Annotated in this window: 25 protein-coding genes and 3 pseudogenes; 16 read left to right on the forward strand and 12 right to left on the reverse strand. The window is 60.3% G+C overall.

The window, feature by feature from the left end; all coding sequences use genetic code 11:
- The first annotated feature begins 3 nt into the window (after positions 1-3).
- On the forward strand, positions 4-279 hold the full coding sequence (locus ACXPVS_RS13495) for a bacteriocin immunity protein (protein WP_458510378.1): 276 nt from the start codon (positions 4-6) through the stop codon (positions 277-279).
- A gap of 101 nt (positions 280-380) precedes the next feature.
- Here the strand turns inward: ACXPVS_RS13495 and ACXPVS_RS13500 are convergent, their stop codons facing one another.
- Positions 381-776, reverse strand: a complete 396-nt coding sequence (locus tag ACXPVS_RS13500; RefSeq protein ID WP_458510379.1) for a RidA family protein — start codon at positions 774-776, stop codon at positions 381-383.
- A gap of 139 nt (positions 777-915) precedes the next feature.
- On the opposite strand from ACXPVS_RS13500, the gene ACXPVS_RS13505 reads away from it, so the two are divergent.
- Entirely contained in the window at positions 916-1,830 is a 915-nt protein-coding gene (locus ACXPVS_RS13505; protein WP_458510380.1) for a LysR substrate-binding domain-containing protein, read from the forward strand.
- A gap of 100 nt (positions 1,831-1,930) precedes the next feature.
- Here ACXPVS_RS13505 and relB read toward each other — a convergent pair whose 3' ends face one another.
- Positions 1,931-2,110: a type II toxin-antitoxin system RelB family antitoxin gene (gene relB / locus ACXPVS_RS13510; RefSeq protein WP_458510381.1), complete on the reverse strand. Its 180-nt coding sequence runs from the start codon at positions 2,108-2,110 to the stop codon at positions 1,931-1,933.
- Between the two features lie 537 nt (positions 2,111-2,647).
- Here relB and ACXPVS_RS13515 point away from each other — a divergent pair.
- Complete coding sequence (locus ACXPVS_RS13515) at positions 2,648-3,016, forward strand: DUF6124 family protein (RefSeq protein WP_458510382.1); 369 nt, start codon at positions 2,648-2,650, stop codon at positions 3,014-3,016.
- Between the two features lie 87 nt (positions 3,017-3,103).
- Here the strand turns inward: ACXPVS_RS13515 and ACXPVS_RS13520 are convergent, their stop codons facing one another.
- From ACXPVS_RS13520 to ACXPVS_RS13530, 3 genes and pseudogenes are all read right to left on the reverse strand, one after another.
- Positions 3,104-3,226 carry a hypothetical protein gene (locus ACXPVS_RS13520; RefSeq protein ID WP_458510383.1) on the reverse strand — a complete coding sequence of 41 codons (123 nt, stop codon included), beginning with the start codon at positions 3,224-3,226 and terminating at the stop codon, positions 3,104-3,106.
- Between the two features lie 31 nt (positions 3,227-3,257).
- Positions 3,258-3,770: pseudogene (locus ACXPVS_RS13525) on the reverse strand (glutathione binding-like protein).
- Positions 3,765-4,055: pseudogene (locus ACXPVS_RS13530) on the reverse strand (hypothetical protein); the annotation flags it as partial. The pseudogenes ACXPVS_RS13525 and ACXPVS_RS13530, both read right to left, overlap by 6 nt.
- 139 nt (positions 4,056-4,194) lie before the next feature.
- Here ACXPVS_RS13530 and ACXPVS_RS13535 point away from each other — a divergent pair.
- Positions 4,195-5,514 carry an Nramp family divalent metal transporter gene (locus ACXPVS_RS13535; protein ID WP_458510384.1) on the forward strand — a complete coding sequence of 440 codons (1,320 nt, stop codon included), beginning with the start codon at positions 4,195-4,197 and terminating at the stop codon, positions 5,512-5,514.
- A 123-nt stretch (positions 5,515-5,637) separates the two neighbouring features.
- Here ACXPVS_RS13535 and ACXPVS_RS13540 read toward each other — a convergent pair whose 3' ends face one another.
- From ACXPVS_RS13540 to ACXPVS_RS13550, 3 genes are read right to left on the reverse strand one after another with little or no spacing between them, the layout of a single operon-like run.
- On the reverse strand, positions 5,638-6,819 hold the full coding sequence (locus ACXPVS_RS13540; protein ID WP_458510385.1) for an acetyl-CoA C-acetyltransferase: 1,182 nt from the start codon (positions 6,817-6,819) through the stop codon (positions 5,638-5,640).
- Positions 6,820-6,830: 11 nt separating this feature from the next.
- Positions 6,831-7,496 (reverse strand): CoA transferase subunit B, encoded by a 666-nt coding sequence (locus ACXPVS_RS13545; RefSeq protein ID WP_458510386.1) that lies wholly within the window; start codon positions 7,494-7,496, stop codon positions 6,831-6,833.
- Positions 7,497-7,532: 36 nt separating this feature from the next.
- The gene (locus ACXPVS_RS13550) at positions 7,533-8,231 is read right to left on the reverse strand and encodes a CoA transferase subunit A (RefSeq protein ID WP_458510387.1); all 699 of its coding nucleotides are present in this window, start codon (positions 8,229-8,231) and stop codon (positions 7,533-7,535) included.
- A 150-nt stretch (positions 8,232-8,381) separates the two neighbouring features.
- Here ACXPVS_RS13550 and ACXPVS_RS13555 point away from each other — a divergent pair, with 150 nt between their 5' ends.
- The 3 genes and pseudogenes from ACXPVS_RS13555 to ACXPVS_RS13565 all read left to right on the forward strand — a co-directional run.
- A complete protein-coding gene (locus ACXPVS_RS13555) occupies positions 8,382-9,284 on the forward strand; it encodes a LysR substrate-binding domain-containing protein (RefSeq protein WP_458510388.1) in 903 nt (300 codons plus the stop codon).
- Positions 9,285-9,639: 355 nt separating this feature from the next.
- Positions 9,640-10,686 (forward strand): class I SAM-dependent methyltransferase, encoded by a 1,047-nt coding sequence (locus ACXPVS_RS13560; RefSeq protein ID WP_458510389.1) that lies wholly within the window; start codon positions 9,640-9,642, stop codon positions 10,684-10,686.
- 98 nt (positions 10,687-10,784) lie between these two features.
- Positions 10,785-10,988: pseudogene (locus ACXPVS_RS13565) on the forward strand (Sir2 family NAD-dependent protein deacetylase); the annotation flags it as partial.
- A gap of 92 nt (positions 10,989-11,080) precedes the next feature.
- Here the strand turns inward: ACXPVS_RS13565 and ACXPVS_RS13570 are convergent.
- A complete protein-coding gene (locus ACXPVS_RS13570) occupies positions 11,081-12,475 on the reverse strand; it encodes a sensor histidine kinase (protein WP_458510390.1) in 1,395 nt (464 codons plus the stop codon).
- Entirely contained in the window at positions 12,453-13,136 is a 684-nt protein-coding gene (locus tag ACXPVS_RS13575) for a response regulator transcription factor (RefSeq protein ID WP_033058247.1), read from the reverse strand. Before ACXPVS_RS13575 ends, ACXPVS_RS13570 begins: the two co-directional genes overlap by 23 nt.
- Positions 13,137-13,414: 278 nt before the next feature.
- Here ACXPVS_RS13575 and ACXPVS_RS13580 point away from each other — a divergent pair, with 278 nt between their 5' ends.
- The gene (locus ACXPVS_RS13580; protein ID WP_458510391.1) at positions 13,415-14,353 is read left to right on the forward strand and encodes a hypothetical protein; all 939 of its coding nucleotides are present in this window, start codon (positions 13,415-13,417) and stop codon (positions 14,351-14,353) included.
- A 176-nt stretch (positions 14,354-14,529) separates the two neighbouring features.
- Here the strand turns inward: ACXPVS_RS13580 and ACXPVS_RS13585 are convergent, their stop codons facing one another.
- A complete protein-coding gene (locus ACXPVS_RS13585; protein WP_458510392.1) occupies positions 14,530-15,141 on the reverse strand; it encodes a glutathione S-transferase in 612 nt (203 codons plus the stop codon).
- A gap of 76 nt (positions 15,142-15,217) precedes the next feature.
- Positions 15,218-16,138 (reverse strand): MurR/RpiR family transcriptional regulator, encoded by a 921-nt coding sequence (locus ACXPVS_RS13590; protein ID WP_458510393.1) that lies wholly within the window; start codon positions 16,136-16,138, stop codon positions 15,218-15,220.
- A 310-nt stretch (positions 16,139-16,448) separates the two neighbouring features.
- Between ACXPVS_RS13590 and ACXPVS_RS13595 the strand changes: the two genes are divergently transcribed.
- The 8 genes from ACXPVS_RS13595 (at position 16,449) to ACXPVS_RS13630 (ending at position 25,937) form a co-directional block, all read left to right on the forward strand.
- Complete coding sequence (locus ACXPVS_RS13595) at positions 16,449-18,386, forward strand: bifunctional 5-dehydro-2-deoxygluconokinase/5-dehydro-2-deoxyphosphogluconate aldolase (RefSeq protein ID WP_458510394.1); 1,938 nt, start codon at positions 16,449-16,451, stop codon at positions 18,384-18,386.
- Between the two features lie 54 nt (positions 18,387-18,440).
- On the forward strand, positions 18,441-19,334 hold the full coding sequence (gene iolE / locus ACXPVS_RS13600; protein ID WP_458510395.1) for a myo-inosose-2 dehydratase: 894 nt from the start codon (positions 18,441-18,443) through the stop codon (positions 19,332-19,334).
- On the forward strand, positions 19,331-20,140 hold the full coding sequence (iolB, locus tag ACXPVS_RS13605; protein ID WP_458510396.1) for a 5-deoxy-glucuronate isomerase: 810 nt from the start codon (positions 19,331-19,333) through the stop codon (positions 20,138-20,140). Before iolE ends, iolB begins: the two co-directional genes overlap by 4 nt.
- Positions 20,141-20,170: 30 nt before the next feature.
- Positions 20,171-21,673, forward strand: a complete 1,503-nt coding sequence (locus tag ACXPVS_RS13610) for a CoA-acylating methylmalonate-semialdehyde dehydrogenase (protein WP_458510397.1) — start codon at positions 20,171-20,173, stop codon at positions 21,671-21,673.
- Positions 21,674-21,698: 25 nt separating this feature from the next.
- Positions 21,699-21,845 (forward strand): hypothetical protein, encoded by a 147-nt coding sequence (locus ACXPVS_RS13615; protein ID WP_458510481.1) that lies wholly within the window; start codon positions 21,699-21,701, stop codon positions 21,843-21,845.
- Entirely contained in the window at positions 21,842-23,773 is a 1,932-nt protein-coding gene (gene iolD / locus ACXPVS_RS13620; RefSeq protein ID WP_458510398.1) for a 3D-(3,5/4)-trihydroxycyclohexane-1,2-dione acylhydrolase (decyclizing), read from the forward strand. The genes ACXPVS_RS13615 and iolD overlap by 4 nt, the downstream gene beginning before the upstream one ends.
- Before the next feature lie 33 nt (positions 23,774-23,806).
- Positions 23,807-24,817, forward strand: a complete 1,011-nt coding sequence (locus ACXPVS_RS13625) for a Gfo/Idh/MocA family protein (RefSeq protein ID WP_458510399.1) — start codon at positions 23,807-23,809, stop codon at positions 24,815-24,817.
- A 67-nt stretch (positions 24,818-24,884) separates the two neighbouring features.
- Entirely contained in the window at positions 24,885-25,937 is a 1,053-nt protein-coding gene (locus tag ACXPVS_RS13630) for a Gfo/Idh/MocA family protein (RefSeq protein WP_458510400.1), read from the forward strand.
- The last annotated feature ends 148 nt before the right edge of the window (positions 25,938-26,085 follow it).

The raw sequence follows: 26,085 nt of genomic DNA on the forward strand, positions 1-26,085 counted from the left end.
CACATGACAGACACATTGCTGAAAAACAGCTTCTCTGAGTACACCGAAGCGGAGTTCATCGGGCTGCTAGAAGAACTCGCCAAGGAAGACGAAGAAGCCGAGAACGATGATCGTGCAGACCTACTTCTTCTGCATTTCAAGAAGATCAGCCAGCACCCAGCGGGGTCAGACTTGATCTACTATCCGGAGCCCGGAGCAGATAACTCCCCCGAGGGCGTGACGCAGATTTTGAAGGCGTGGCGTGCTGCCCAGGGCTTACCGGGCTTCAACGGCGAGTAACAACTCTATGCACCGAGGGTTGACCGACCGGGAGTGGAGGGGCGCTCCAGGAAAAACAAGACTGTCCTCTTTGGCGGTCGGATGAGGGGTTTTGGCCGGTTCTATTGCGGTAGTTTGGCGATCACCTTGATCTCGAAGTCGAAGCCGGACAACCAGGTCACGCCGATAGCGGTCACCGTCGGGTAGGGCGCTTCGCCCCAGTACTCGGCCGCTACTTCCCAGATAGTGTCGAATGTCGAGTCGGGGTCGACCATGAAGATGGTCGTGTCGACCACATCCTCGAAACTACCGCCGGCTTCGGCCAGGATCGCGTTGAGGTTGGCGAAGGCCTGGCGCACCTGTGCCGCGAGGTCCGGCTCGGCCGAACCATCCTTGCGGCTGCCGACTTGACCGGATACGAACAGAAAACCGTTGGAGCGAATCGCCGGCGAGTAACGGTGGAGCTCGTACAGTGCATGGCGGTCAGGCGGGAAAACGACATCACGTTTGCTGGTCATTGCATACTCCTTCGGGGCCATCGCGGCCCGCTGTTTACGATGGAGCCACTGTAAAAAGACGACCACCCTGAATAAACAAGCAACTCTGGTCATGACTGTTTGTAGAATCCAAACTATCCAGACCCGAGTGAGGCATGAAATGGACCGTTTCGATGCAATGCAGGCCTTTGCCCGAGTGGTGGAAACCGGCAGCTTCACCAAGGCGGCAGCCACCCTGCACATGAGCAAGACCACCGTGACGCAGCTCGTTCAGCAACTGGAAGCGAGGCTGCGCGTGCGCCTGCTGAACCGCACCACACGCAAGGTCAACGTCACCGCCGATGGCGCGGCCTACTACGAGCGCGTCATCCGGCTACTGGTCGATATGGACGACGCCGAGACCAGCTTGTCCAGCGCGTCGATGACACCGCGCGGGCGGCTGCGGGTGGATGTACCCAGTCCGCTGGCGCGCATGCTGCTGATACCCGCCTTGCCGGGGTTCTTTGCACGCTACCCGGAAATCCAGCTGAACTTGGGCGTGAGCGATCGCATCGTCGACATCATTGGCGAAAACGTTGACTGCGTGGTGCGCGGCGGCGAAATCACCGATCAGTCCCTGGTGGCAAGGCATGTGGGCGATCTGAAACTCGGCATCTATGCCGCACCCGGCTATCTGCAGCGCTTCGGTACGCCGGCGCACCCCAGTGAGCTGGAGGAGGGCAGGCACAGTACCGTTGGCTTCCTCTGGTTTCGTACAGGCAAATCCTTGCCCTACGTCATGCAGCGAGGTGAGGAACGCATCGAAGCCCAGGGCCGACCGCAACTGACGGTCGATGACGGCAATGCATACCTCGCCGCCGGCTTGGCTGGCTTGGGCATGCTCTGGCTACCGCAGTACATGGCCAAACCGCACCTGGTCAGCGGTGAGCTGCTGCCGCTGTTTGAGGACTGGCACATGGCGCCAATGCCGATGTACCTGGCATTCCCGCCGAATCGCCATGTCAGCGCCAAGGTGCGGGTATTTATCGACTGGGTAATGGAATTGATGGCCGAGCATGCGCCGGTGGTTGAGTGAAACAGGTGCAAAACCATTCTAGATGTCCGCTCGTGGCCGTTCTCTGCCGGTTATATCCACGAAGCGTGCTGGTCCAATCCGATGCAAATGACTGGTCGAGTCAGGGGTATTCCTGCCTGGCATGCAAAACGGCCACGATCTCGATTCGATCCGTCACCCGGTAGACCGCCCAGTGATCATCGAGCGACGCCTGCACTTTGGCTCGGAACCAATGGTCGTAGCTGGCGGCCTGCTCTTCGGTTTCAAACTCTGAAACGATGGGGGAAAGTTCGGCGCTCATCGTGACCTCCGGGATCACTGCCTAGCAGTCCAATCGGTATGTGGCTCACGAAGTGCACCCAGCCAAGCACCACGTGGCCCCATCGCTCTACCTGATGGGCGCAACCACACTAAACCTCTCGCTTGCGACAGCCAACCCCTAAAAGATGTCGGACGCTTCCTCGATCTTTGGAAAGCTTTCATGTGTTTAACGTACGCGTTTAAAGACACCCGCTGTTACGTCCTATCGGCTACAACACCTTGCGTCGTTGCCTACGCGTACGCCAGAATCCGCCGGCTTGTGCGCCTTGGTGCCGGGCTTTATCGTTTCCCCATCGCTGAAAAACAGCGATCGGGTTTGGTAGCCCGGATGTAAGGAATGCACAGCATCACCATTCGCGGCTTTTTTTTCGTTTCGCATTATGGTGGTCACGCGCAGGGCACCTTCGGGTGCGCCGGTTTCCTTATGTCCCGGTCTACCAACCTGCGTATGGCCACCACCCTTCGTTTGGTAGCGAGGCTGGTTGGCTCTTTGTTCACGGCATAAGGAGTTCTAACTATGTTCAAAGTAACGCCCAATCCCCCAAATACCAGTCCGCTACCCTACGACGTCTTTCGTGATCTTGACCCCACGAAAATGACAGAGGCGGCCGACCGCGCACTCAGCTTCTACCTCGACCCCGGGGCGTCGAAAACGCAGATACCGCCCCGCAAGCCCAGCGCCATTTTCACCATCGACGCAGCGGTGGATGACGAAACGTTGCTCGTCGAGGCCTGCGAATCGTTGGCATCCGCCAGCGCCATGGTCAACGACCTCACCGACTTGACGGACGGCCCACGACGCCAAACGATGCTGGTGCTGCAACGGGTCATCATGTTGGGTGAGTTAGCGGTCAATCGCGTACTGGATAACCACAAGCCTGAGTAGTCGCCTCGCTGTTTAGCAGCATTCAGGCGGCCTGTGGTCACTCAGGAGGGGCCGATCAGACCCCACGTCGCACCGGATAGCTCTTGATCACATCCAGAAACTCAATGCGACGCTCGCTGGCCAGTCACTGCGGGAGCAGCTGTTCATACGCCTGGCGAAACGTTCCGGTTTGGCCCGCAGGTAAACGATAAACGCGACTTGATCACTCATTTCATCGCCTTCGCACGCTGGGATTGGGTTGTTACGCCGGGTTCTGCGGGAACAGGTAGCGACGGGTTTCCTCGTCAAATTCGGCCCTAAGCACCCGTTGCTCTTCAAGACCATGAGCCCGCTGGGCGGCGGGACGGGCGCTGATTTCATCGAACAGGCGCTTGACGTTCGGGTACGCCGCCAGACCGTTCTCACCGAGGATGTACGGCGCGTAGTTGCCCCAACCCCAGAGCGCCATGTCGGCGATGCTGTAGGTGTCGCCGGCCAGGTACTGATGGTCGGCCAGACGCTGATCGAGCACGCGGTAGTGACGTTCGACTTCCTTGAGGTAGCGGTTTTTCGCATACGCCAGGTCTTCCGGTACGTGGTGCAGGAAATGCACCGCCTGGCCGGAAAATGGCGACAGACCGGTGGCGATGAACATCAGCCACGACAGTCGTTCGGCTTGCCCGGCCACGGAGCTCGGCAGGAAGCGCTGATGTTACTCGCCTTTAAAGGTAACGACGCCGATCAATTCGTAGGGCGTTTGCAGTGCTTCAAGCAGACCGCTCCAGCGTTCACCGACGGTGCTGGCCAACAACGTGACGGCGAGGGTGAGCAGGGCGCCGGCAAGCATGCGCAACAGCAGTCTGTCGGACTTCGGCGCCGGGCCCGAAACGATCGGCTGTACCGAGGGAAACAGATACGGTGCCGCCAACAGAGCCGTCGCGGCGGCGATCACCGAGAACACCAGGGACGGGGGAATCAACGACAGCACAACAGCCGCCGTGGCCCAGACCAACAGCGAAATGACTAGCGCCCACGGCCACTTCGCGCGTTGTGCGACCTGAGTGAGACGGCAACGTTAGCATTGCGGACGGTGGATTGCTCTATCGATCAGCTGATTTTGTATACAAAGCTGTTGCCCCTTGGGGGGGCAGGGTGAAACGTCTAAGCTGCCTCCCTCCCATTTGTGTCTGGATGTTTGCGTGAAATTCAGTTTGCCCAAAATCGCCACGGCGCCGTTCTGTCCGCCGGAAGTGGCCGGCAGCGTTGCCGTCGATCCCCGCGCCTCGTTCTTCAATCGGATGCTGCGCTTTGCCGGTCCTGGTTTGCTGGTTTCCATCGGCTACATGGACCCGGGCAACTGGGCGACCGCCATCGAGGCCGGCTCGCGATTTGGTTACAGCTTGTTGTTCGTGGTGCTGCTGGCGAGTCTGGCGGGGATGGTGGTGCAGTGTTTGTGTTCGCGACTGGGCATTGCCACCGGGCGTGATCTGGCGCAGTTGTCCCGGGAGCGCTACAGCACGCGCACCGCACGGACCCAGTGGGTGTTGGCGGAAATCTCGATCATCGCCACTGACCTGGCCGAAGTGCTCGGCTGCGCCCTGGCGTTCCATTTGCTGCTGGGCTGTTCGCTGACCTTCGGTATTGCGCTCACGGCGTTCGACACGTTGCTGGTGCTGGCCCTGCAAAACCGTGGCTTGCGCCGACTCGAAGCGATCATGCTGGTGTTGGTGGGCACCATCGGCGTGTGTTTCTTCGTTGAATTGCTGCTGATCAAACCCTACTGGCCGGACGTCGCCCGGGGTTTCACCCCGTCACTGTCCGCCATCGGCGATGCCGCGCCGCTGTACCTGGCCATTGGTATTCTCGGGGCCACGGTGATGCCGCATAACTTGTACCTGCACACCTCCATCGTGCAGACCCGGATGATCGGCAAGGACCTGGCCAGCAAGCAGGACGCGGTGAAACTGGCGCGCATCGACACCATTGGCTCCCTGGCGCTGGCGTTACTGGTCAACGCCGCCATCCTGATCCTCGCCGCGGCGGCGTTCCACAAGACCGGACACTCCGACGTGGTCGACATCCAGGACGCTTATCACCTGCTTGACCCTTTGGTGGGCGGGGCGCTGGCCAGCGTGTTGTTCGGCGTCGCGTTGCTGGCTTCGGGTCAGAGCTCGACGTTCACCGGGACCATCGCCGGGCAGGTGATCATGGAGGGTTTCCTGAACCTGCGCATTCCTTGCTGGCAACGGCGATTAATCACGCGCGGGCTGGCGCTGATCCCGGCGTTCATTGGCGTCTGGCTGATGGGCGACAATGCGATCGGCCAGTTACTGGTGTTGAGCCAGGTGGTGTTGAGCCTGCAATTGCCGTTTGCGTTGTATCCGCTGATTCGCATGACCAACGATCACACACTCATGGGGCCATTGGTGAATCGGTGGCCGACGCGGGTGCTGGTATGGGGGTTGTTTGTGGTGATTAGCGGGGCGAATAGCTGGTTGATTCTACAGTTTGTGCAGTGATGGTTCCGGCACCCGCGAGGAGGCCGTCGCACAAAAAGAACCCGGAGCGACGTGAGTCGCTCCGGGTGTATTGCCAGACGGTGAACGGATATTCGTGGGTCCCCGCACCGTCTGTTAAACGCGTTATGCCCGCTCGATCGCCAGTGCCACGCCCTGACCACCACCGATGCACAGGGTGGCAAGGCCTTTCTTGGCGTCACGCTTGATCATTTCATGCAGCAACGTCACCAGTACTCGGCAACCCGACGCACCGATCGGGTGGCCCAGCGCGATAGCGCCACCGTTGACGTTGACCTTGTTCAGGTCCCATTCCAGGTCCTTGGCCACCGCCAGGGATTGTGCGGCGAAGGCTTCGTTGGCTTCGATCAGGTCCAGTTGGCTGATGGACCAGCCGGCCTTGTCCAGGCAACGACGAGTCGCGCTGACCGGGCCGATGCCCATGATCGCGGGGTCTACGCCCGCATTGGCGTAAGCCGCGATTTTTGCCAGCACGGGCAGGCCGAGTGCCTTGGCCTTTTCCGCGCTCATCAGGATCACGGCGGCAGCACCGTCGTTCAGGGACGAGGCGTTACCGGCGGTCACCGAACCGTCCTTCTTGAAGGCCGGTTTCAGTTTGCCCAGCGCTTCAGCCGTAGTGCCGGCCCGTGGCTGTTCGTCAACCTGGAAGGCAACCGGATCGCCCTTGCGCTGAGGAATCAGGACAGGGGTGATCTCATCGGCAAAACGCCCGGTTTCGAGGGCGGCCGTGGCTTTCTGCTGGGAGGCCGCGGCGAAGGCGTCTTGCTGTTCGCGGGTCAGGTTGTACTTGTCCGCCAGGTTCTCGGCGGTGATGCCCATGTGGTAATCGTTGAACGCATCCCACAGGCCGTCGCTGATCATGGTGTCGACGATTTGCGCGTGACCCATGCGCAGGCCGGTGCGCGCACCGGGCATGACGTAATTGGACAGGCTCATGTTTTCCTGGCCGCCGGCAATGATCACGTCGGCATCGCCGCAGCGAATCGCCTGAGTGGCTAGATGCAGTGCTTTGAGGCCCGAGCCGCAGACCTTGTTCAAGGTCATCGCAGGCACGGTGAAGGGCAGGCCGGCCTTGATCGCGGACTGGCGCGCAGGGTTTTGCCCGGCACCGGCGGTCAACACCTGGCCCATGATCACTTCATCGACTTCAGCAACGTCCAGGCCGGTTTGCGCCAGTAATTGGCGGATCACCGCAGCACCGAGGTCAACCGCGGACACGTTGGCCAGGGCTCCCTGGAAACTGCCGATGGCGGTGCGTGTGGCGGCGACAATGACGACTTCTTGCATGGAATGATTCCTCACTGGTCAGCGAACTGCATTTGCGGAACGTGATCCGGCACGATCAGCTTGCCGGCGGTCTTGGCGATAATCTCCTCGACACTGACGCCCGGTGCGCGTTCCTTGAGAATGAACGCGCCGTTTTCAATTTCCAGGTACGCCAGGTCGGTCAGCACGCGCTTGATGCACCCGGCACCGGTCAGCGGCAGGCTGCATTTGGACAACAGCTTGGACTCACCGTCCTTGGACGCGTGGGTCATGATGACGATGATGTTGTCTGCGCCGGCCACCAGGTCCATTGCGCCGCCCATGCCCTTGACCAGTTTGCCGGGAATCATCCACGAGGCGATGTTGCCTTGCACGTCTACTTCAAAGGCGCCCAGCACGGTCAGGTCGACATGACCACCGCGGATCATTGCGAAGGATTCGGCCGAGGAAAAGATCGACGCGCCGATACGTGCGGTCACCGTTTGTTTGCCGGCGTTGATCATGTCGGCATCGATGGTTTCTTCAGTCGGGAAAGGACCCATGCCAAGCAGGCCGTTTTCCGACTGCAGCATGACTTCCATGCCTTCAGGGATGTAGTTGGCGACCAGGGTCGGAATGCCGATGCCCAGGTTCACGTAGAAGCCGTCCTGCATTTCGCGGGCGACGCGTTGAGCCATTTGTTCGCGGGAAAGTGCCATTGTTGTTATTCCTTCATTCGGTCCGGGGGCAGGGGATCACTTACGCACGGTGCGCTGTTCGATGCGCTTCTCGAACGTGCCGCAAATGACCCGGTCGACGTAGATGCCAGGGGTGTGGATCTGCGACGGGTCCAGCTCGCCGGGTTCGACGATTTCTTCGACTTCGACCACGGTGATCTTGCCGGCGGTGGCGGCCAGCGGGTTAAAATTCTGGGCGGTGTGGCGATAGATCACGTTACCGAAATGGTCGGCTTTCCAGCCTTTGACAATGGCGAAGTCACCGGTGATGGACTCTTCCATCAGGTACTTGCGGCCATGGAATTCGCGGACTTCCTTGCCGTCGGCGACGGGAGTGCCGACGCCAGTAGCCGTGAAGAACGCCGGGATGCCGGCGCCGCCTGCGCGCATTTTTTCGGCGAGGGTGCCTTGAGGGGTCAGGACCACTTCGATAGCGCCGCTGAGCAGTTGCTCCTCGAACATTTTGTTCTCACCGACGTAGGACGCCACCACTTTGCTAATCTGCCGGTCTTCCAGCAGCACGCCGAGGCCGAAACCGTCGACGCCGCAGTTGTTGGAAACCACGGTGAGGTCACGTGTGCCTTTGCGCTTGATCTCGGCGATGAGGTTTTCTGGGATCCCGCACAGGCCGAAACCGCCGGCGATCACGGTCATGCCGTCTTCAAGACCCGCAAGGGCTTCCTCGTAGGAACTCACGCGCTTGTCGAAACCTGCCATATGCACCTCTTTTATTCTTTATGGGCGGCTGGCTAGCCGTATGGGATGAAGTGTCTCGCCGCAGTATTCATTTGTTAAGTTGATTTTTAAGGTTGATTAATAGATATAACTCACCAATCAATCATCTTTACTACGTTGGAGCCAGTGGTCATGACAGTCAAGCAGATCAGGGCATTTTTGGCCGTGGCCCAGAGTTTGAGTTTTGCCGTGGCCTGCGAGCGGTTGCACCTGTCGCAATCGGCCTTGAGCCTGACCATCAAGGCGCTGGAGGAGGGGTTGGGCGGACGTCTGTTCACGCGCAATACGCGCAATGTCGCGCTGACGGCGGAGGGAGAATCGCTGGTGCCACTGGCACGTCGCCTGATCGCTGACTGGGACAATGCCGAGGATGAGCTGCGCCAACGTTTTACCCTCCAGCGCGGTCGCGTGACGCTGGCGGCGATGCCCTCATTTGCCGGCAACCTGCTGCCGCCGATCCTGAAAACCTTCCGCGCGCGCTATCCCAAAGTCAACGTCACGGTGAATGACGTGATCAACGAGCAGGTGCTGGAGATGGTGCGTGATCGGCAGGTCGAGCTGGGGGTGGCGTTTGAACCGACTCAGAGCTCATCGCTGGCATTCACGCCGTTGTACAGGGACCGGTTTGTGGCCGTTGTCCCGAAGGATTCTCCTTTTGCCGAACGGGAAGACATCGATTGGCAGACCTTACTCAAGGAACCGTTCATCACCTTGCAGCGTCCGTCGACGGTTCGGGTGATGCTTGAAGAGCACTTGCAGGCGCGAGGGATGAACTTGCCGGTGGAGTTTGAAAGCCATCAGTTGGCGACAGTGGGAAGGATGGTTGCCAGTGGATTGGGGGTGAGCGCGGTGCCGGCGTTGTGTGTCGGGCAGATGCTGGAACTCGGCGCACGGTGCATTACTTTGCGCGATCCGGTGGTGGAGCGGGCGATTGGGGTGTTGACCAAGCCTGGGATTGAGCTGTCGGCAGCGGCGCAGGCGTTGTTCGATATTCTCAAGGAAGAAAACCTGGGCCAGCGCCTTTCTGCACGATGAACCCAATACCCGGTGGGAGCGGGTTTTGGGGGTGCAGTCGGTGGCATGCCGGTGATCTCGCCGTTGCCCCGTTTCCGGCAGCGCCGACATCTCGGATGCGTTACCGGCCAGTTGATTGGCGACGCCCTGAGTGAGCGGGCACTTTAGCGCGAGGGGGCTGGATACATTGAGATACCTGCGCCCCAAGACCACCGGGGCTTTCGTCGCGCCAGACAGCGGTGCACGGACCTGGTACTAAACTTAGTGCATGCAGGGCGTGCTGATCGTCCTGTTCATTCCCACGACCACCGGCCAGAAGTGAACGCCTCGAAAAACAAGACTTCTGGGCTGTGATCCTGCTGAAGGAGCACACGTAATGGACGAGGCCAAACTCAATGATTTCATGGGCAAACTGGTGAACGACATGGGCGGCGCGGCGATGCTCGCCAACGTCATCCTCGGTGAAGAGCTCGGGCTGTACCGGGCCATGGCCGACAGTCAGCCAGTCACCCCTGAAGCCCTCGCTGACAAAACCGGCTGCAACCCCCGCCTGCTGCGCGAATGGCTCAGCGCCCACGCCGCTTCCGGGTACATGGAACACCGCGACGGCCAGTTCCGACTGCCCGAAGAGCAGGCCCTTGCATTGGCGATCGAGGACTCACCGGTCTATATCGCGGGTGGCGTCGGGGTGCTTGCATCGTTTTTTCATGACAAGGACAAACTGGTCAACGCCATGCGCGGCGACGGTGCCCTTGCCTGGGGCGATCACCATCCGTGTATGTTCAGTGGCACGGAGCGTTTCTTCCGGCCAGGTTATAAAGCGCACTTGGTCGCCGAATGGATACCGGCGCTCGAAGGCGTGGTCGCCAAACTGGAGGCTGGCGCCAAAGTGGCAGATATCGGCTGCGGCCACGGCGCATCCACCGTGATCATGGCCCAGTCGTTTCCGGATTCACGGTTCGTCGGTTTCGACTACCACGCGCCCTCCGTCACCGTCGCCACCCAGCGTGCGGAAGAAGGTGGCGTGGCCGGGCGTGCGCGGTTCTTCCAGGGCACGGCAAAAAGCTTCCCCGGCGACGACTATGACCTGGTCTGCTACTTCGATTGCCTGCACGACATGGGCGATCCGGTGGGCGCGGCGCGGCACGCTTATGACGCGCTAAAACCGGACGGCACGGTGCTGCTGGTAGAGCCGTTCGCCAACGACTCGCTCGACGACAACGTCACCCCGGTTGGCCGCTTGTTCTACGCCGCTTCGACCTTCATCTGCACCCCGAACTCGCTGTCCCAGGAGGTCGGCCTCGGGCTCGGCGCCCAGGCTGGCGAGGCGCGTTTGCGCAAGGTCTTTACCGAGGCCGGGTTCAAGACGTTCCGGCGGGCCACGGAAACACCGTTCAACCTGATTCTGGAGGCGCGTAAATAACTACCGTCAGTTGTTGTGGGCTGCCGAAGACTCTCCGGGGTGTTGAACATGCTCGACCGCCTTCAGCAGTTAATGGCCGAGCGGGCGTTTGTGGTCCTGACGGGGCCGGCAACCATGACGTCATCGAGCTTCACGGCAGCCTGCACCGGGTGTTGTGCCTGGACTGCGGAAAACGCAGCGAACGGGATTCGATCCAGCAATTGATGGCAGCGTAGAATCCGTATCTGGCCGGGGTGGGCGTGGTGCAGGCACCTGATGGCGACACGCTGCTGGATGCGGCGTTTGAGGCGCGGTTTCAGGTGCTTGATCTGAAAATAGAGGCCTCGTGTGAGCATCGGCTGCCATTACTGGCTCAGGGCTTCGCATGATCGTTCCACGCGGGGCGTGGGAACGATCATGCGGGGGCAATCAAACGTTGCTGGCAATCCAGAACCAACCGCGCCCCTCCAAGTTCACTGGTGTCCACCTCAAGCGCAAACCCATGCAAGCTCACAATCGCCCCAACGATCGACAGCCCCAACCCAAACCCGCTTTTCTGGTTGCCGCCGTCGACACGATAGAAACGCTGGAACACTGCCTCCCGCTCTGCCTCCGGAATCCCGGCCCCCGAGTCGAGCACTTCGATCCGCGTACGCCCACCCTCATTGATCCCCCGCAAAATCACCTCGCCACCCGGCGGCGTAAATTTGATCGAGTTGCTTAGCAAATTCGCCACCGCCTCAAACAACAACGCTCGATCACCGTTCAGCGAAGGCAACGACTCCGGCAGTTGCAGTTTGAAAACCAGTTCGCCTTCTTCCGCCAACGGCAGATAAAAGTCGTGCAGCTCTTGCAACAACAGCACCGGGTCCAGTTGCACAAAACCCAAGCGGCGCTGACGATCTTCCAGCTCGGAGATCCGCAACAGCCCTCGAAAACGCGCCATCAAGGTGTCTGCTTCACCGAGCACTGAATCCAGTTGCACCGCGAGCGTCGAACCCTCATCAGCCTGTTGCTGAATCCGGTACAGCTGCGCCCGCAGGCGCGTCAGTGGCGTGCGCAGGTCGTGGGCAATGTTGTCGCAGACGCCCTTGACCTCGTTCATCAGGCGCTCAATACGTTCGAGCATGGCGTTGACGATGGCGGCGAGCATGTCCAGCTCATCGCGGCGATTGGACAATGGCAGGCGGTGGGTCAGGTTGCCGGCGACGATGGCCTCGGCACTGGCCTGAATCGCACGAATCCGCCGTAACGGACGCCGCCGCAACAGGTGCCAACCAGCGATACCGGGCAGGATGGTCAGCGTCACCCCCCAGAACAATGCGTGCAGAATGATCCGGGTCACGGCAAACAACGAACCGTTATCCCGCACCAGCACGAGCCAGCGACCGTCCTTCGTCTGGGTCGCTACCGCGTCGCAGCTGTCGGAGGGCAGGCTTGGGTCGTCAGAATCTGCGCAGTTACCGAGCATGTGAATTTTGCCATCCAGCGGAAGGCCTTCGGGCATGTGACGCAGCGCGCCGCTGAGGTAGCGGTGCTGAGTATCGAACAGGCCATAAGCGTCCATGCCGCGAATGTCGAAGGTCACGCTGACGGCGAGGGCGTCTACCAATTGTTGGCCTTGAAAGTGCGAAAACAAATGCTGACGTTGCATCAGCGAATGTTTGGCCAGGTTGTCCAGGTAGGCGGAAACCTCGTAGTACATGACCCCCATGAGAATCCCGCTCCAGAGCACGAACAGCGAACTGTAGAGCGCCAGCAAACGGCTGCTGGATGAACGCCAGCCGTTAGAGGGGTTCAGCAATGACATAACCCGAGCCTCGCACGGTCCGTATCAGTGGGACATTGCCTGGCGGGTCGATTTTCTTGCGCAGTCGGCCGATGTGCACGTCGATCAGGTTGGTGCCGGGGTCGAAGTGGTAACCCCAGACCTCTTCGAAGATCATCATCCGCGACAGAATCTGCCCGGTGTTGCGCATCAGGAATTCCAGCAGCTTGTACTCGGTGGGCAACAGCGTCAGCAACTGACCGTCGCGGCTGGCTTCATGGCTGATCAGGTTCAGCTCCAGATCCGCCACCCGCAATGTGGTGGCCTGGGCGGTCACGGTGTTCTGGCGGCGCAGCAGGACTTCGACCCGGGCGGCCATTTCATCGGTGGCAAACGGTTTGGTCAGGTAATCGTCACCGCCAGCACGCAAGCCGCGCACACGCTCATCGACGTCGGAGAGGGCACTGATCATCAGGATTGGCGTGGCCACGCCCATGGTCCGCAGCGTGGTGACAATCGCCAGACCATCGAGCTCGGGCAGCATGCGATCGAGGGTGATCAGGTCGTAATTGCCGCTGACCGCACGCGCAAGACCTTCGCGGCCGTTGTCGACCCAATCCACGTCGAGGCCATGGCTGCTCAATTCGGCGACGATTTCCCGGGCGGTCACGGCGTCGTCTTCGATGGTCAAGATACGGGTCATAGGGTGGGCCTGATTAGGAGTACTCAACGTTGAGCGGCATTTTGCCAAGAAATGGGTATGGGCTTTCTAAATAAAACTTCATGCAGGTACCTTTTTAGTCAATGCATAAAACCCGCTCCTAATACTGTTTCCTTGCAATTTGCATGACCCTTAGAAGTTCAAACTTTGTAAACCATTGAAATACAGTGACTTATCTAAAGTTGGCGACTGGCACGGTGACTGCAATTTCTCCGCTGAAGAGTTGTAACACCATCTTTCATGCCTGGAGCGATATAACAATGAATAGATCCTCTGATGGTTTCTATCCTGCCTTCGAAGAAACGAGCACGCTTTCTGGTGTGTCCTGGGGAGCAATTTTTGCAGGAGCCGCTGCGGCGGCAGCGTTGTCACTGATCCTCGTGCTGCTGGGCTTTGGCTTGGGTTTTTCGGCGGTGTCGCCGTGGGCCAATGAAGGGGTGAGCGCCAAGGGCCTGGGCATTTCAACGATTGTCTGGCTGGCGGTTACGCAAATCGTTGCTTCCGGGCTTGGCGGTTATATCGCCGGGCGTCTGCGGGTGAAGTGGGCGAACATGCACGGCGATGAGGTGTATTTCCGTGACACCGCCCATGGCTTTCTGGCCTGGTGCGTGGCGACGCTGGTCACGGCGACGCTGGTGGTCGGCTCGGTCAGCAGCATGGTCAACGGTGGCGTGCAGGCCGGGGCGAGCATGGTTGGCGGCGCTGCGAGTGCCGCGACTCTGGCGGCGGGTACCGCTGCCAGCAACACCGACAGTGATCAGTACGGTTACTTCGTCGACAGCCTGTTCCGCGATGATCGCCCGGCGGCGGTCAGTGATGACGCCGTTCATGGCACCGTGACGCGCATCTTTGTGCGCAGCCTGAGCAATGGCGGTCAACTGGCTGCGCAAGACCGCACCTACCTGGCGCAACTGGTCGCCCAACGGACCAACCTCACTCAGGCGGACGCGGAACGTCGCGTTGATGAAGTGTATGCGCGCACGCAAAAAGCCGTGGCCGACGCCAAGCTCGCCGCCCAACAAGCCGCCGACACCGCCGCCAAAGCCGCTGCCTGGACGTCGCTGTGGATGTTCATTGCGCTGCTGATCGGTGCGTTTTTCGCCAGCCTCGCTGCAACCTTTGGCGGCCGTCGTCGGGATGCCGTGGTGTATGTGGAATCCGACGCTTACGTGACCACCACTTCACTGCCTGTTCGCTAACCCTGGAGAACTACCATGCGCTCACTACTGCTGTTCTTTCTCGGCGTACCGATCCCGATCATCATCCTGATCGCCCTGTTCATGCACTGACTGACGCTGGGGCACATGCCTGCGCCGCTTCTACCTCGGGTAGACGCGGCGTTTTGCGTTTGGGGGAACGGAGCAACGTCAAAAGCTCATTCGATCGGTGTACTGACAAACACTTCAAGCCCCTCGGCATACGCGGTAAACGCATTGATCTGTGGAAACCGATTCACATCCACCTGATCCGGCACCACCAGATGGGTGAAACTCCACGCCACCGCCAGCGTAATCCCGTCTTGAGCAATCGCCCCGTCAGTCTTCAACGGCTGCATTTCCAGCTCCCGCTCCAGCGCCGAATAGGCGGCCGCCAATTGCCCTTCAACCCGCTCCACCCACGGTTCAAACTGAATCTCCGCTGGCCGCAGGTTGCGTTCGTAGTAGAGCTGCACGGACTTTTCGCACGCCGCGAGCCCCAGGCCGATCAGGCGCAATGAGCGCAGGCGTTGATCGAGATCATCGGGCATCAGGCTGTTGCCAGGACCGGCCAAGGCTTGCAGGTAGTCGATGATCAGCGTCGAGTCGATCAACACCTCGCCGTCGTCGAGCACCAGGGTGGGCGCCTTGACCACCGGGTTAATCTGCTGGAACTGCTCGAAATGCCGAAACACCGACATCGACTGGTGCTCCAGTGGGATGCCAAGGCGTTTGGCGCAGATGGCGACGCGCCGCACATAGGGTGAATCCAGCATGCCGATCAGCTTCATTGAACCGCTCCTTCAGGTGTCCGTTTCGGGATGGACTACCTTAGCTGAGGTTCAGCGAGCTGCAAACGGCGTGCTGTTAATCCTCGAAGCCGACCTGTTCGTGAATCTCATCGACCTTCAATTCCAGCCGATACGCCACGGCGATGAACAGCGCCTGGCACAGGCACAGCGTCGCACTCAATGACCGGAAGGCAAACGAACTGCCTTCATTGACCAGCAGCACGGTGTTGGCGCGCTTGGCCAGGGGCGAGAGGTTGCTGTCGGTGATAATCAGGGTTTTCGCCTGATTGTGCTGGGCGATGCGCAGGCAATGCTGGGTTTCCTTGCCGTAGGGCGTGAAGCTGACGGCAATCACCAGGTCATTGGCGCGCACGCTGCGCATCTGCTCGCGGTAGCTGCCGCCGAGGCCGGAAACCAAATGAATGCGCTTGTTGGTGTGCTGCAGGTTGTAGACCAGGTAGTCGGCCACCGCGAACGAACGACGCACCCCGACCACGTAGATATTGTCGGCATTCACCACCAGGTCGACGGCCTTGTCGAAGGCCTGGTCATCGAGTTCCAGCCCCAGGCGTTCGATGCCCGAGAGGGTCGCATTGATGCACTCGCGCGCCAGGTCGCCGCCGCTGGCCTTCTGCGACTTGTTGGCGATCATGCTGCGAATGCGCTGCTGGTAGTTCTGCACCGGCGTGGTTTTGTGGGTATAGGCCTCGCGGAACAGTGTCTGCATTTCGCTGAAGCCGCTGAAACCGAAACGCTGGGAAAACCGCACGATCGCCGACGGGTGCACTTCGCACTCGCGGGCAATGTCACTGATGCGGTCGACCATGATCCGGTCGCTCTGCTGGCTCATGTAACTGGCGATGCGCTTGAGCTGGCGCGGCAGGCTTTCGTATTCGGTGGTGATCAGCTGTAGCAGGCGCTCGGCATTGATCGGGGGGCTGGCGAGAGCGCTGTCGGGCGTGCTCTCGGTCGTCGCCGGCTGATCGGTGCGGGTCATAAGGAATCCTTCTGGCTTGTTCTTATGGGGACGACAGAAAGCGTCATCCCCTGACAATAGGTTGGCTGTGCGCAGTCTACAGGGTAGGCCGGAATAAAATCTTGAGCGTGCAGCCGCGTAAAGCTTGCTGAAACGATGCACTGCCCATGGAACGCTTGTACTGAAGCTTATTGGAAAATAAATTCCACGCAAAAATTATTTGGAATAATTATTGATTATTCGGTCCCGGACGTTTTAGTCTGCATCTACCAAGAGTGTTCGGCGCGGCCATCGCCCCGAACGCAGGCTGATAAAAATAACAGGAGCCAGCATGGGCCAGACTCGTTTTGCCAGTGGGCGTCAATTGGATCTGATTTGCCTGGGGCGCCTAGGCGTCGACCTCTATGCGCAGCAAGTCGGGGCGCGGTTGGAAGATGTTTCAAGCTTCGCCAAATACCTCGGTGGATCGTCTGCCAACATCGCTTTCGGCACGGCTCGGCTGGGCCTGAAATCGGCGATGCTGAGCCGTGTAGGAGACGACCACATGGGCCGCTTCCTCGTTGAATCCCTGACCCGCGAAGGTTGCGATGTCAGCGGCATCAAGGTCGATCCGGAACGCCTGACCGCCATGGTCCTGCTGGGCCTCAAGGATCGCGAAACCTTTCCTTTGGTCTTCTACCGCGAAAACTGCGCTGACATGGCGCTGCGGGCCGAAGACATCAGCGAAGCCTTCATCGCGTCCAGTAAAGCCTTGCTGATCACCGGCACCCATTTCTCCACCGACGGCGTCTACAAGGCGAGTATCCAGGCGCTGGATTACGCCGAAAAACACGGCGTCAAACGGGTGCTGGACATCGACTATCGCCCGGTGCTCTGGGGCCTGGCCGGCAAGGCCGATGGCGAAACCCGTTTCGTCGCCGACCAGAACGTCAGTCTGCATGTGCAGAAAATCCTCCCGCGTTTCGACCTGATCGTCGGCACGGAAGAAGAATTCCTGATTGCCGGTGGCACCGAGGATTTGCTCACCGCGCTGCGCAATGTGCGGCGCCTGAGCGCTGCGACCCTGGTGGTCAAGCTCGGCCCGCAGGGCTGCACGGTGATTCACGGGGGGATCCCGGCACGTCTTGAAGACGGTGCCATTTATCCCGGCGTTCGGGTGGAAGTGTTGAATGTGCTGGGGGCCGGTGATGCCTTCATGTCGGGCTTCCTCGCCGGTTGGCTGGAGGATGCGAGCGACGAGCGCTGCTGCCAGTTGGCCAATGCCTGTGGTGGGCTGGTGGTGTCGCGCCATGCCTGCGCCCCGGCTATGCCGACCCGCGCCGAACTCGACTATCTGTTCAACAGTCCGGTGCCGATTACCCGGCCGGACCAGGACGCGGTGTTGCAGCGTCTGCATCAGGTCAGCGTGGCGCGCAAACAGTGGAAGCAGCTGTTCATTTTTGCCTTCGACCATCGCGGGCAACTGGTGGAACTGGCGCATAAGGGCGGTCGCGACCTGAGCGCTATCGGCGAGCTCAAACAACTCTTTATCAAGGCTGTGGAACGGGTCGAAGCCGATTTGCGCGCGCAGGGCATCGAGGCCGATGTCGGGCTGCTGGCCGATCAACGCTTCGCCCAGGACTCGCTGAACGCCGCCACCGGTCGCGGCTGGTGGGTGGCGCGTCCGGTGGAAGTGCAGGGTTCGCGGCCACTGGCCTTCGAACACGGACGCTCCATTGGCAGCAACCTGATTGCCTGGCCGCAAGAGCAAATCATCAAGTGCCTGGTGCAGTTCCACCCCGACGATGAGCCGCTGTTGCGACTGGAGCAGGAAGCGCAGATCAAGGGTTTGTACCAGGCATCCCAGGTCAGCGGTCATGAGCTGCTGCTGGAAATCATCCCGCCCAAGGATCACCCCTCGACGCATCCAGACGTGCTGTATCGCGCCCTCAAACGCCTCTACAACCTGGGCATTTACCCAGCGTGGTGGAAAATCGAAGCGCAGAGCGCCGAGGAGTGGAAACAACTCGACGAGCTGATTCAGGCGCGTGATCCGTACTGCCGAGGTGTGGTGTTGCTGGGGCTGAATGCACCGGCGGCGGCACTGGCCGAAGGGTTTCAACAGGCCAGCCAGAGCCAGACGTGCCGTGGGTTTGCAGTCGGTCGGACGATTTTCCAGGCGCCGAGCCGCGCGTGGATGGCCGGTGAAATCGACGATGAGGCGCTGATCCGTCAGGTGCAGGGCACGTTTGTCGAACTGATCGATGCCTGGCGCACGGCCCGAAGCTGAACATTTTTAATGTGTCGCTCTTACTGGTTAGGTAAAACAATAAAAGGTGCAGCCATGCCCGCTATTCGAATTGGCATCAACCCGATCTCCTGGAGCAACGACGACCTGCCGTCCCTCGGTGGCGAGACGCCGCTGAGCACCGCACTGAGCGAAGGCAAGGACATCGGCTACGAAGGTTTTGAACTCAACGGCAAGTTCCCCACGGATGCCAAAGGCGTCGGTGACGTGTTACGGCCTTACGACCTGGCGCTGGTGTCTGGCTGGTATTCCAGTCGTCTGGCCCGCCGCTCGGTGGCCGAAGAAATCGACGCCATCGGCAGCCATGTCGAGCTGTTGGCGAAGAACGGCGCCAAGGTGCTGGTGTACGGTGAAGTCGCCGACTCCATTCAAGGCCAGCGCATTCCACTGGTTGAGCGCCCGCGCTTCCACACCGAACACGCCTGGCAGGAATACGCCGACAAGCTCACTGAGCTGGCGCGCTTCACCTTGTCCCAAGGCGTTCGTCTGGCCTACCACCACCACATGGGCGCCTATGTCGAATCCCCGGCAGACATCGACAAGCTGATGGCGCTGACCGGCAGTGAAGTCGGCCTGCTGTTCGATTCGGGCCATTGCTACATGGGCGGTGGTGAACCGTTGCAGGTGTTGCGCAAACACCTCGAACGCATCTGCCATGTGCATTTCAAGGACGTGCGCAAACCGGTGGTACAACTGGCGCGCAACAATCTGTGGAGCTTCCCGGACTGCATCATCAACGGCACGTTCACCGTGCCCGGCGATGGCGACATCGACTTCGGCGCCTTGCTCGACGTGCTGCTGGCGGCCGATTACCACGGCTGGTTGGTGGTCGAAGCCGAACAGGACCCCGCGGTGGCGCCGAGTTATGTCTACGCCAAAAAAGGCTACGACACCTTGCGTGCGCTGCTCGACGAGAGGATGGCGATATGAGCCTGCTGGTCAAAAGCAACCCCCGTGGCCAGACCATGGTCGAGCTGGGCAACGGTGAGCTGGAATACGTCGGCTTCGCTGCTTACCGCTTGAGCCTGGGCGAAACCTTGCCGGTGTCGGCCGGTGATAAAGAACTGTGTCTGGTGCTGCTCAGCGGTCGAGTCAGCCTCACGGGCGAAGCGCCGGGGCAGGGCGCGTTCGACTGGGACAACATTGGCGATCGTCAGTCGGTGTTCGAAGACAAATCACCCTTCGCCGCGTACTTGCCCCCCGGCAGTCAGGCGCAAGTGGTGGCGCTCAGCGATGTGCAAATCGCCGTGTGCGCCGCCCCTGGCTCGACCGCCAACGGCCTCGGCCCACGGTTGATCAAACCCGACACCATGAAACGCAGTGTGCGCGGCAAAGGTGCCAACACCCGTTACGTCTGCGACATTCTGCCGGACACTGAACCGGCCCATTCGCTGCTGGTGGTGGAGGTGCGCACGCCGTCGGGTCACTCCTCGAGCTACCCGCCGCACAAGCACGACACCGACGATTTGCCGCACCAGAGTTTTCTCGAAGAAACCTATTACCACCAAATCAACCCGCCCCAGGGCTTCGTGTTCCAGCGGGTCTATACCGATGATCGCAGCATCGATCAGGCCATGGCCGTGGAAAACAGCGACCTCGTGGTCGTGCCCAAGGGCTATCACCCGGTCAGCGTGCCGTACGGCTACGAGTCGTACTACCTGAACGTGATGGCCGGCCCGAAACGGGTCTGGCAGTTCCATAACGATCCGCAGCACAGTTGGCTGCTCGATCTCTGAATTCCAACCTCTGCACGGAGAACACGATCAATGAGCGACGCCCCGGTAATCGGCCATTACATCCACGGCCAAGTGCACGACAGCAGCAGCGAACGGTTCAGTAACGTCTTCAACCCGGCCACCGGCAGCGTTCAGGCGCGCGTCGGGCTGGCCAGCCAGAAGACCGTCGACGAAGCCGTCGCCTCGGCCCTGAAAGCCTTTCCGGCCTGGTCCGAACAGTCGTCCCTGCGCCGTTCGCGGGTGATGTTCAAGTTCAAGGAATTGCTCGACCAACATCACGATGAACTGGCAGAAATCATCAGCCGCGAACACGGCAAGGTGTTTGCGGACGCCAAGGGCGAAGTCACCCGGGGCATCGAAATCGTCGAGTACGCCTGCGGTGCGCCGAACCTGCTGAAAACCGAGTTCAGCGACAACATCGGTGGCGGCATCGATAACTGGAACCTGCGTCAGCCGCTGGGCGTGTGTGCCGGCGTAACGCCATTCAACTTCCCGGTGATGGTGCCGCTGTGGATGATCCCGATCGCGCTGATCACCGGTAACTGCTTCATCCTCAAACCGTCCGAGCGCGATCCGTCCGCCAGTGTGCTGATGGCCCGCCTGTTGAGCGAAGCCGGTTTGCCCGACGGTGTGTTCAACGTGGTTCAGGGTGACAAGAGCGCCGTCGACGCGTTGCTGCAACACCCGGGCATCGAGGCGATTTCCTTTGTCGGCTCGACGCCGATTGCTGAATACATCCACCAGCAAGCCACCTCGCGTGGCAAGCGCGTGCAGGCGCTGGGCGGGGCGAAAAATCACATGATCGTCATGCCTGACGCAGACCTGGATCAAGCGGCGGATGCCTTGATCGGCGCGGCTTACGGCTCGGCCGGCGAGCGCTGCATGGCAATTTCGATTGCCGTGGCGGTGGGCGATGTCGGCGACCCACTGATTGCCAAACTGCTACCGCGTATCGATCAACTGAAAGTCGGCAATGGCCTCAACGGCGACAGCGACATGGGGCCGCTGGTGACCGCCGAGCACAAGGCCAAAGTCGAAGGTTTCATCGACGAAGGCGTGGCCCAGGGCGCGCAGCTGATTGTCGATGGCCGCCACTTCAAGGTGCCGGGCGCCGAGAACGGCTTCTTTGTCGGCGCGACGCTGTTCGACAACGTCACGACTGAGATGAGCATCTACCAACAGGAGATTTTTGGTCCGGTGCTGGGCATCGTGCGGGTGCCGGACTTCGCCAGCGCCGTCGCGTTGATCAACGCCCACGAGTTCGGCAACGGCGTGTCCTGTTTCACCCGCGACGGCGGCATCGCCCGAGCCTTTGCCCGCACGATCAAGGTCGGCATGGTCGGCATCAACGTGCCGATTCCGGTGCCGATGGCCTGGCACTCCTTCGGTGGCTGGAAGCGCTCGCTGTTCGGCGATCACCACGCTTACGGCGAAGAAGGCATCCGCTTCTACAGCCGTTACAAAAGCGTGATGCAGCGCTGGCCTGACAGCATCGCCAAGGGCCCTGAATTCAGCATGCCGACGGCCAACTAATTCACCTGCGCGGAGAACAATACTAATGAGCAAACCCCCGCGTTTCGCCCTGAACCGTATGGTTGCCCCACGTTTGCCCCTGCCGGCGTTGAGTGAACTGGCGCCGATCCCGCGCAAACACGGGATTCTCGGCTCCCAAGGGGTTCTTCGTTTATGGAAGGATCGGTTATGACCACAACAAGACTGACCATGGCCCAGGCCTTGGTGAAATTCCTCGATAACCAGTACATCGAGGTCGATGGGGTTCAAAGCAAGTTCGTCGCCGGGGTCTTTACCATTTTCGGCCACGGCAACGTGTTGGGCCTGGGGCAAGCGCTGGAGCAGGACAGTGGCGACCTGATCGTTCATCAGGGTCGCAACGAGCAAGGTATGGCGCACGCCGCCATCGGTTTTGCCAAGCAACACCTGCGGCGCAAGATCTACGCCTGCTCTTCATCGGTAGGGCCGGGCGCGGCGAACATGCTGACCGCCGCCGCGACGGCGACCGCCAACCGCATTCCCTTGCTGCTGTTGCCCGGCGACGTTTACGCCTGCCGCCAGCCGGACCCGGTGCTGCAACAGATCGAGCAGTTCCACGACCTGAGCATCAGCACCAACGATGCATTCAAAGCCGTGAGCAAATACTGGGACCGCATCAACCGTCCCGAGCAACTCATGACGGCGGCGATCCAGGCCATGCGCGTGCTGACTGACCCGGCCGAAACCGGCGCGGTGACCCTGGCCTTGCCACAAGATGTGCAGGCCGAGGCCTACGACTACCCCGATTATTTTCTACAAAAACGCGTGCACCGCATCGAGCGTCGTCCGGCGACTGAAGCGATGCTCGGCGATGCGTTGGCGCTGTTTAAAGGCAAGCGCAAACCGCTGATCATTTGCGGTGGCGGGGTCAGATACTCTGGCGCCAACGCCGCCTTGCAGGCGTTTGCCGAGCGCTTCGACATTCCTTTCGCGGAAACCCAGGCCGGCAAGAGTGCGGTGGTGTCCAGTCACCCGCTGAACGTGGGCGGGATCGGTGAAACCGGTTGTCTGGCGGCAAACTTGCTGGCCAGGGACGCGGACCTGATCATCGGTGTCGGCACCCGCTACAGCGATTTCACCACCGCGTCGAAATCCCTGTTCCAGCACCCGGATGTGCAATTTCTCAACCTCAACATCAGTCCCTGCGATGCCTTGAAGCTCGACGGCGTGCAATTGCTGGCGGACGCCAAAGCTGGGTTGCAAGCGTTAGCTGAAGCCTTGGGTGATTACCGTTCTGCATGGGGTGATCAACCGCGTCAGGCCAAGGCGCAACTGGATGAGGAAGTCGACCGTATCTATCAGGTCGAATACCAGGCGAAAGATTTCGTCCCGGAAATCAACGACCACATGGACCCGGCGGTGCTGCGCGAATTCATCGAGTTGACCGGCTCGTGCCTGACCCAGAGCCGCGTGCTCGGCGTGCTCAATGAAACCCTGGCCGATGACGCCGTGATCGTCGCCGCCGCCGGGAGCTTGCCCGGTGACTTGCAGCGCAGTTGGCGCAGCAAGGGCGTGAACACTTATCACGTCGAGTACGGCTATTCCTGCATGGGTTACGAGGTCAACGCCGCGCTGGGCGTGAAACTCGCCGAGCCGGAGCGCGAGGTCTACGCGCTGGTCGGTGACGGCTCTTACATGATGCTGCATTCCGAACTGGCGACCTCGATCCAGGAGCGCTGCAAGATCAACGTGGTGCTGCTCGACAACATGACCTTCGGTTGCATCAACAACCTGCAGATGGGCAACGGCATGGACAGCTTCGGCACCGAGTTCCGGTTCCGCAACCCCGACACCGGCAAGCTCGATGGCGGTTTCGTGCCAGTGGATTTCGCCATGAGCGCGGCGGCCTACGGCTGCAAAACCTACAAGGTGAACACGGTGGACGAGCTGCGGGCAGCACTGGCGGATGCACGGTTGCAGACGGTGTCGACGCTGATCGACATCAAGGTCCTGCCCAAAACCATGATTCACGGCTACCTGTCTTGGTGGCGGGTCGGCGTGGCGCAAGTCTCCACCAGCGCCCGTACCGATGCAGTGGCCAAGAACTTGAACGAACGACTGGCCAAGGCCCGTCAGTACTGATTGCTCTACAAAAATTCCAACAGGAGAACAGACATGTCTTTGAAGCTTGGCGTCATCGGCACCGGGGCCATCGGCCAGGACCATATCCGTCGTTGCAGCCAGACCCTGCTCAATAGCCAGGTAGTTGCTATAACCGACATCAACTTGCAGCAAGCCGCGAACGTGGTTTCCGACCTGAAGCTGACCGCCGAGGTCTATCCCGACGGCCACGCGCTGATCAAGGCGCCCGAAGTCGAAGCGATCCTCGTCACCTCCTGGGGCCCAAGCCACGAAGAGTTCGTGCTGGCCGCGATTGCCGCGGGTAAGCCGGTGTTCTGCGAGAAGCCGCTGGCGGTCACCGCGCAAGGCTGCCGCAAAATCGTCGAGGCCGAAGTGGCCCACGGCAAGCGCTTGGTGCAGGTCGGCTTCATGCGCCCTTATGACGAAGGTTATCGCGCCCTCAAAGCCGTGATCGACAGCGGTCAGATTGGTGAGCCGTTGATGTTGCACTGCGCGCACCGCAACCCGACCGTGGGTGAAAACTACAAGACCGACATGGCGATCACCGACACGCTGATCCATGAGCTGGACGTGTTGCGCTGGTTGCTCGATGACGATTACGTGTCGGTGCAAGTGGTGTTCCCGCGCAAGAGCAGCAAGGCCCTCGCACATTTGAGAGACCCGCAGATCGTGCTGCTGGAAACCGCCAAGGGCACGCGTATCGACGTGGAAGTGTTCGTTAACTGCCAATACGGCTACGACATCCAGTGCGAAGTGGTGGGGGAGACCGGCATCGCCAAACTGCCGGAACCGTCGCAGGTTCAGTTGCGTAGCGGGGCGAAGTTGTCCAACGCGATTCTGATGGACTGGAAGGATCGCTTCATCGCGGCGTACGACGTCGAGTTGCAGGCGTTCATCGATGGTGTGCGGGCTGGGCAGGTCGGTGGGCCTTCGGCGTGGGACGGGTTTGCGGCAGCGGTGGCGGCGGATGCGTGCATCGAAGCCCAGAGCAGCGGCCAGATCGTCAAAGTCGGCTTGCCAGAGCGCCCACATTTCTACGGTTAACCCCCTATCCAATGGGCGCGCGTGTATCCGGTGAGCGGTTTACATAACAATAAGAAGGAGTTGATTCATGCGTATCGGACTTGTCGGTTACGGCCATGGCGGCCGGTTTTTCCATGCTCCGCTGATCAGCAGTTTGCCGGCGGCGAAGTTCGTGGGTGTGGTCACCCGTTCACCGGAACGCCGACAGTTACTGGCAGCCGAGCACCCCGGGGTGCCGGCGTTCGACAGCATCGGCCAATTGGTGGAGGCCGGGATCGACGTGCTGGTGGTGTCCACGCCGCTCAAGGGCCGTCCGGCATTGGTGCTCGATGGCATCGAACACGGTGTGGCGGTGGTCAGCGACAAACCGTTTGCCGCTGACGCCCAGCAAGCTCAAACCCTGATCACCATGGCCGAGCGCCAGGGCGTGAAGCTCAGCGTCTATCAGAACCGTCGCTGGGACTCGGATTTCCTGACCGTGCGCAAACTCATCGAATCCGGTGCGTTGGGCCAGGTCACCCGTTTCGACTCGCGGATCGAGCATTACTCACCCCAGGCGGTGAACAACGGCAGTGGCGGTGGATTCCTTCGCGACTTGGGCAGTCATCTGGTAGATCAGGCGTTGCTGTTGTTCGGCCCGGTGACACGGGTCTACGCCGAACTGGATTACCTGGAAAAAGGCCAGGTCTTCGATAACGGCTTCTTTATGGCGCTGACCCATGCCAGTGGCGTGACCTCACACCTGGGCGGCAGTTGCCTGCAAAACACCCCCGGCCCGCGCTTTCGGGTGACCGGTACCCAAGGTTGTTACAGCGTCGATGGCCTGGACGGGCAAGAAGCATCGGCACTCGCCGGGCACTCGCCGAAATCCGAAGGTGAGCGCTGGGGTATTGAAGAGCATCGCCGCTGGGGCTGGTTCGAACAGGGCGAAGTGCGCGAACGGGTGCCCTCTGAGCGCGGTTGCTGGAATCAGTTCTATTTACAGCTACAAGCCGCGTTGCAGAGCGGTGGCCCACTGCCGGTGGACGCCCGAGATGCGCTGGCGACCACCCGCGTGTTAGACGCTGCGCGACTGAGTGCCGAACGGCATCAAGTGGTGGAATTGAGCCCGTTCAAGAGTCATGGAATAAAATCAGAATAAAATTCTAAAATTGGTTGATATAGAAATTATTTTCTAATAAAGTCATTTTCAGCGACCTGCCTCGCCACCTGTTTCAACCCTTTTCCCGCTGGCCTGCTTACCGAAATCGTCACGCCTCATCCATAAAACCAACAAGAATGTGGAGAAA

This window comes from Pseudomonas sp. Ma2-10 (genome assembly GCF_054330215.1).

Coding starts and splice junctions, on each gene's coding strand:
- iolD (WP_458510398.1), top strand. CDS start 21,842: ATGACCACAACAAGACTGACCATGGCCCAGGCCTTGGTGAAATTCCTC.
- ACXPVS_RS13520 (WP_458510383.1), bottom strand. CDS start 3,226: ATGAGTGATCAAGTCGCGTTTATCGTTTACCTGCGGGCCAAACCGGAA.
- ACXPVS_RS13540 (WP_458510385.1), bottom strand. CDS start 6,819: ATGCAAGAAGTCGTCATTGTCGCCGCCACACGCACCGCCATCGGCAGT.
- iolE (WP_458510395.1), top strand. CDS start 18,441: ATGCCCGCTATTCGAATTGGCATCAACCCGATCTCCTGGAGCAACGAC.
- ACXPVS_RS13505 (WP_458510380.1), top strand. CDS start 916: ATGGACCGTTTCGATGCAATGCAGGCCTTTGCCCGAGTGGTGGAAACC.
- ACXPVS_RS13595 (WP_458510394.1), top strand. CDS start 16,449: ATGGGCCAGACTCGTTTTGCCAGTGGGCGTCAATTGGATCTGATTTGC.
- ACXPVS_RS13550 (WP_458510387.1), bottom strand. CDS start 8,231: ATGGCAGGTTTCGACAAGCGCGTGAGTTCCTACGAGGAAGCCCTTGCG.
- relB (WP_458510381.1), bottom strand. CDS start 2,110: ATGAGCGCCGAACTTTCCCCCATCGTTTCAGAGTTTGAAACCGAAGAG.
- ACXPVS_RS13515 (WP_458510382.1), top strand. CDS start 2,648: ATGTTCAAAGTAACGCCCAATCCCCCAAATACCAGTCCGCTACCCTAC.
- ACXPVS_RS13630 (WP_458510400.1), top strand. CDS start 24,885: ATGCGTATCGGACTTGTCGGTTACGGCCATGGCGGCCGGTTTTTCCAT.
- ACXPVS_RS13570 (WP_458510390.1), bottom strand. CDS start 12,475: ATGTCATTGCTGAACCCCTCTAACGGCTGGCGTTCATCCAGCAGCCGT.
- ACXPVS_RS13500 (WP_458510379.1), bottom strand. CDS start 776: ATGACCAGCAAACGTGATGTCGTTTTCCCGCCTGACCGCCATGCACTG.
- ACXPVS_RS13625 (WP_458510399.1), top strand. CDS start 23,807: ATGTCTTTGAAGCTTGGCGTCATCGGCACCGGGGCCATCGGCCAGGAC.
- iolB (WP_458510396.1), top strand. CDS start 19,331: ATGAGCCTGCTGGTCAAAAGCAACCCCCGTGGCCAGACCATGGTCGAG.
- ACXPVS_RS13555 (WP_458510388.1), top strand. CDS start 8,382: ATGACAGTCAAGCAGATCAGGGCATTTTTGGCCGTGGCCCAGAGTTTG.
- ACXPVS_RS13495 (WP_458510378.1), top strand. CDS start 4: ATGACAGACACATTGCTGAAAAACAGCTTCTCTGAGTACACCGAAGCG.
- ACXPVS_RS13545 (WP_458510386.1), bottom strand. CDS start 7,496: ATGGCACTTTCCCGCGAACAAATGGCTCAACGCGTCGCCCGCGAAATG.
- ACXPVS_RS13580 (WP_458510391.1), top strand. CDS start 13,415: ATGAATAGATCCTCTGATGGTTTCTATCCTGCCTTCGAAGAAACGAGC.
- ACXPVS_RS13575 (WP_033058247.1), bottom strand. CDS start 13,136: ATGACCCGTATCTTGACCATCGAAGACGACGCCGTGACCGCCCGGGAA.
- ACXPVS_RS13610 (WP_458510397.1), top strand. CDS start 20,171: ATGAGCGACGCCCCGGTAATCGGCCATTACATCCACGGCCAAGTGCAC.
- ACXPVS_RS13615 (WP_458510481.1), top strand. CDS start 21,699: ATGAGCAAACCCCCGCGTTTCGCCCTGAACCGTATGGTTGCCCCACGT.
- ACXPVS_RS13590 (WP_458510393.1), bottom strand. CDS start 16,138: ATGACCCGCACCGATCAGCCGGCGACGACCGAGAGCACGCCCGACAGC.
- ACXPVS_RS13560 (WP_458510389.1), top strand. CDS start 9,640: ATGGACGAGGCCAAACTCAATGATTTCATGGGCAAACTGGTGAACGAC.
- ACXPVS_RS13585 (WP_458510392.1), bottom strand. CDS start 15,141: ATGAAGCTGATCGGCATGCTGGATTCACCCTATGTGCGGCGCGTCGCC.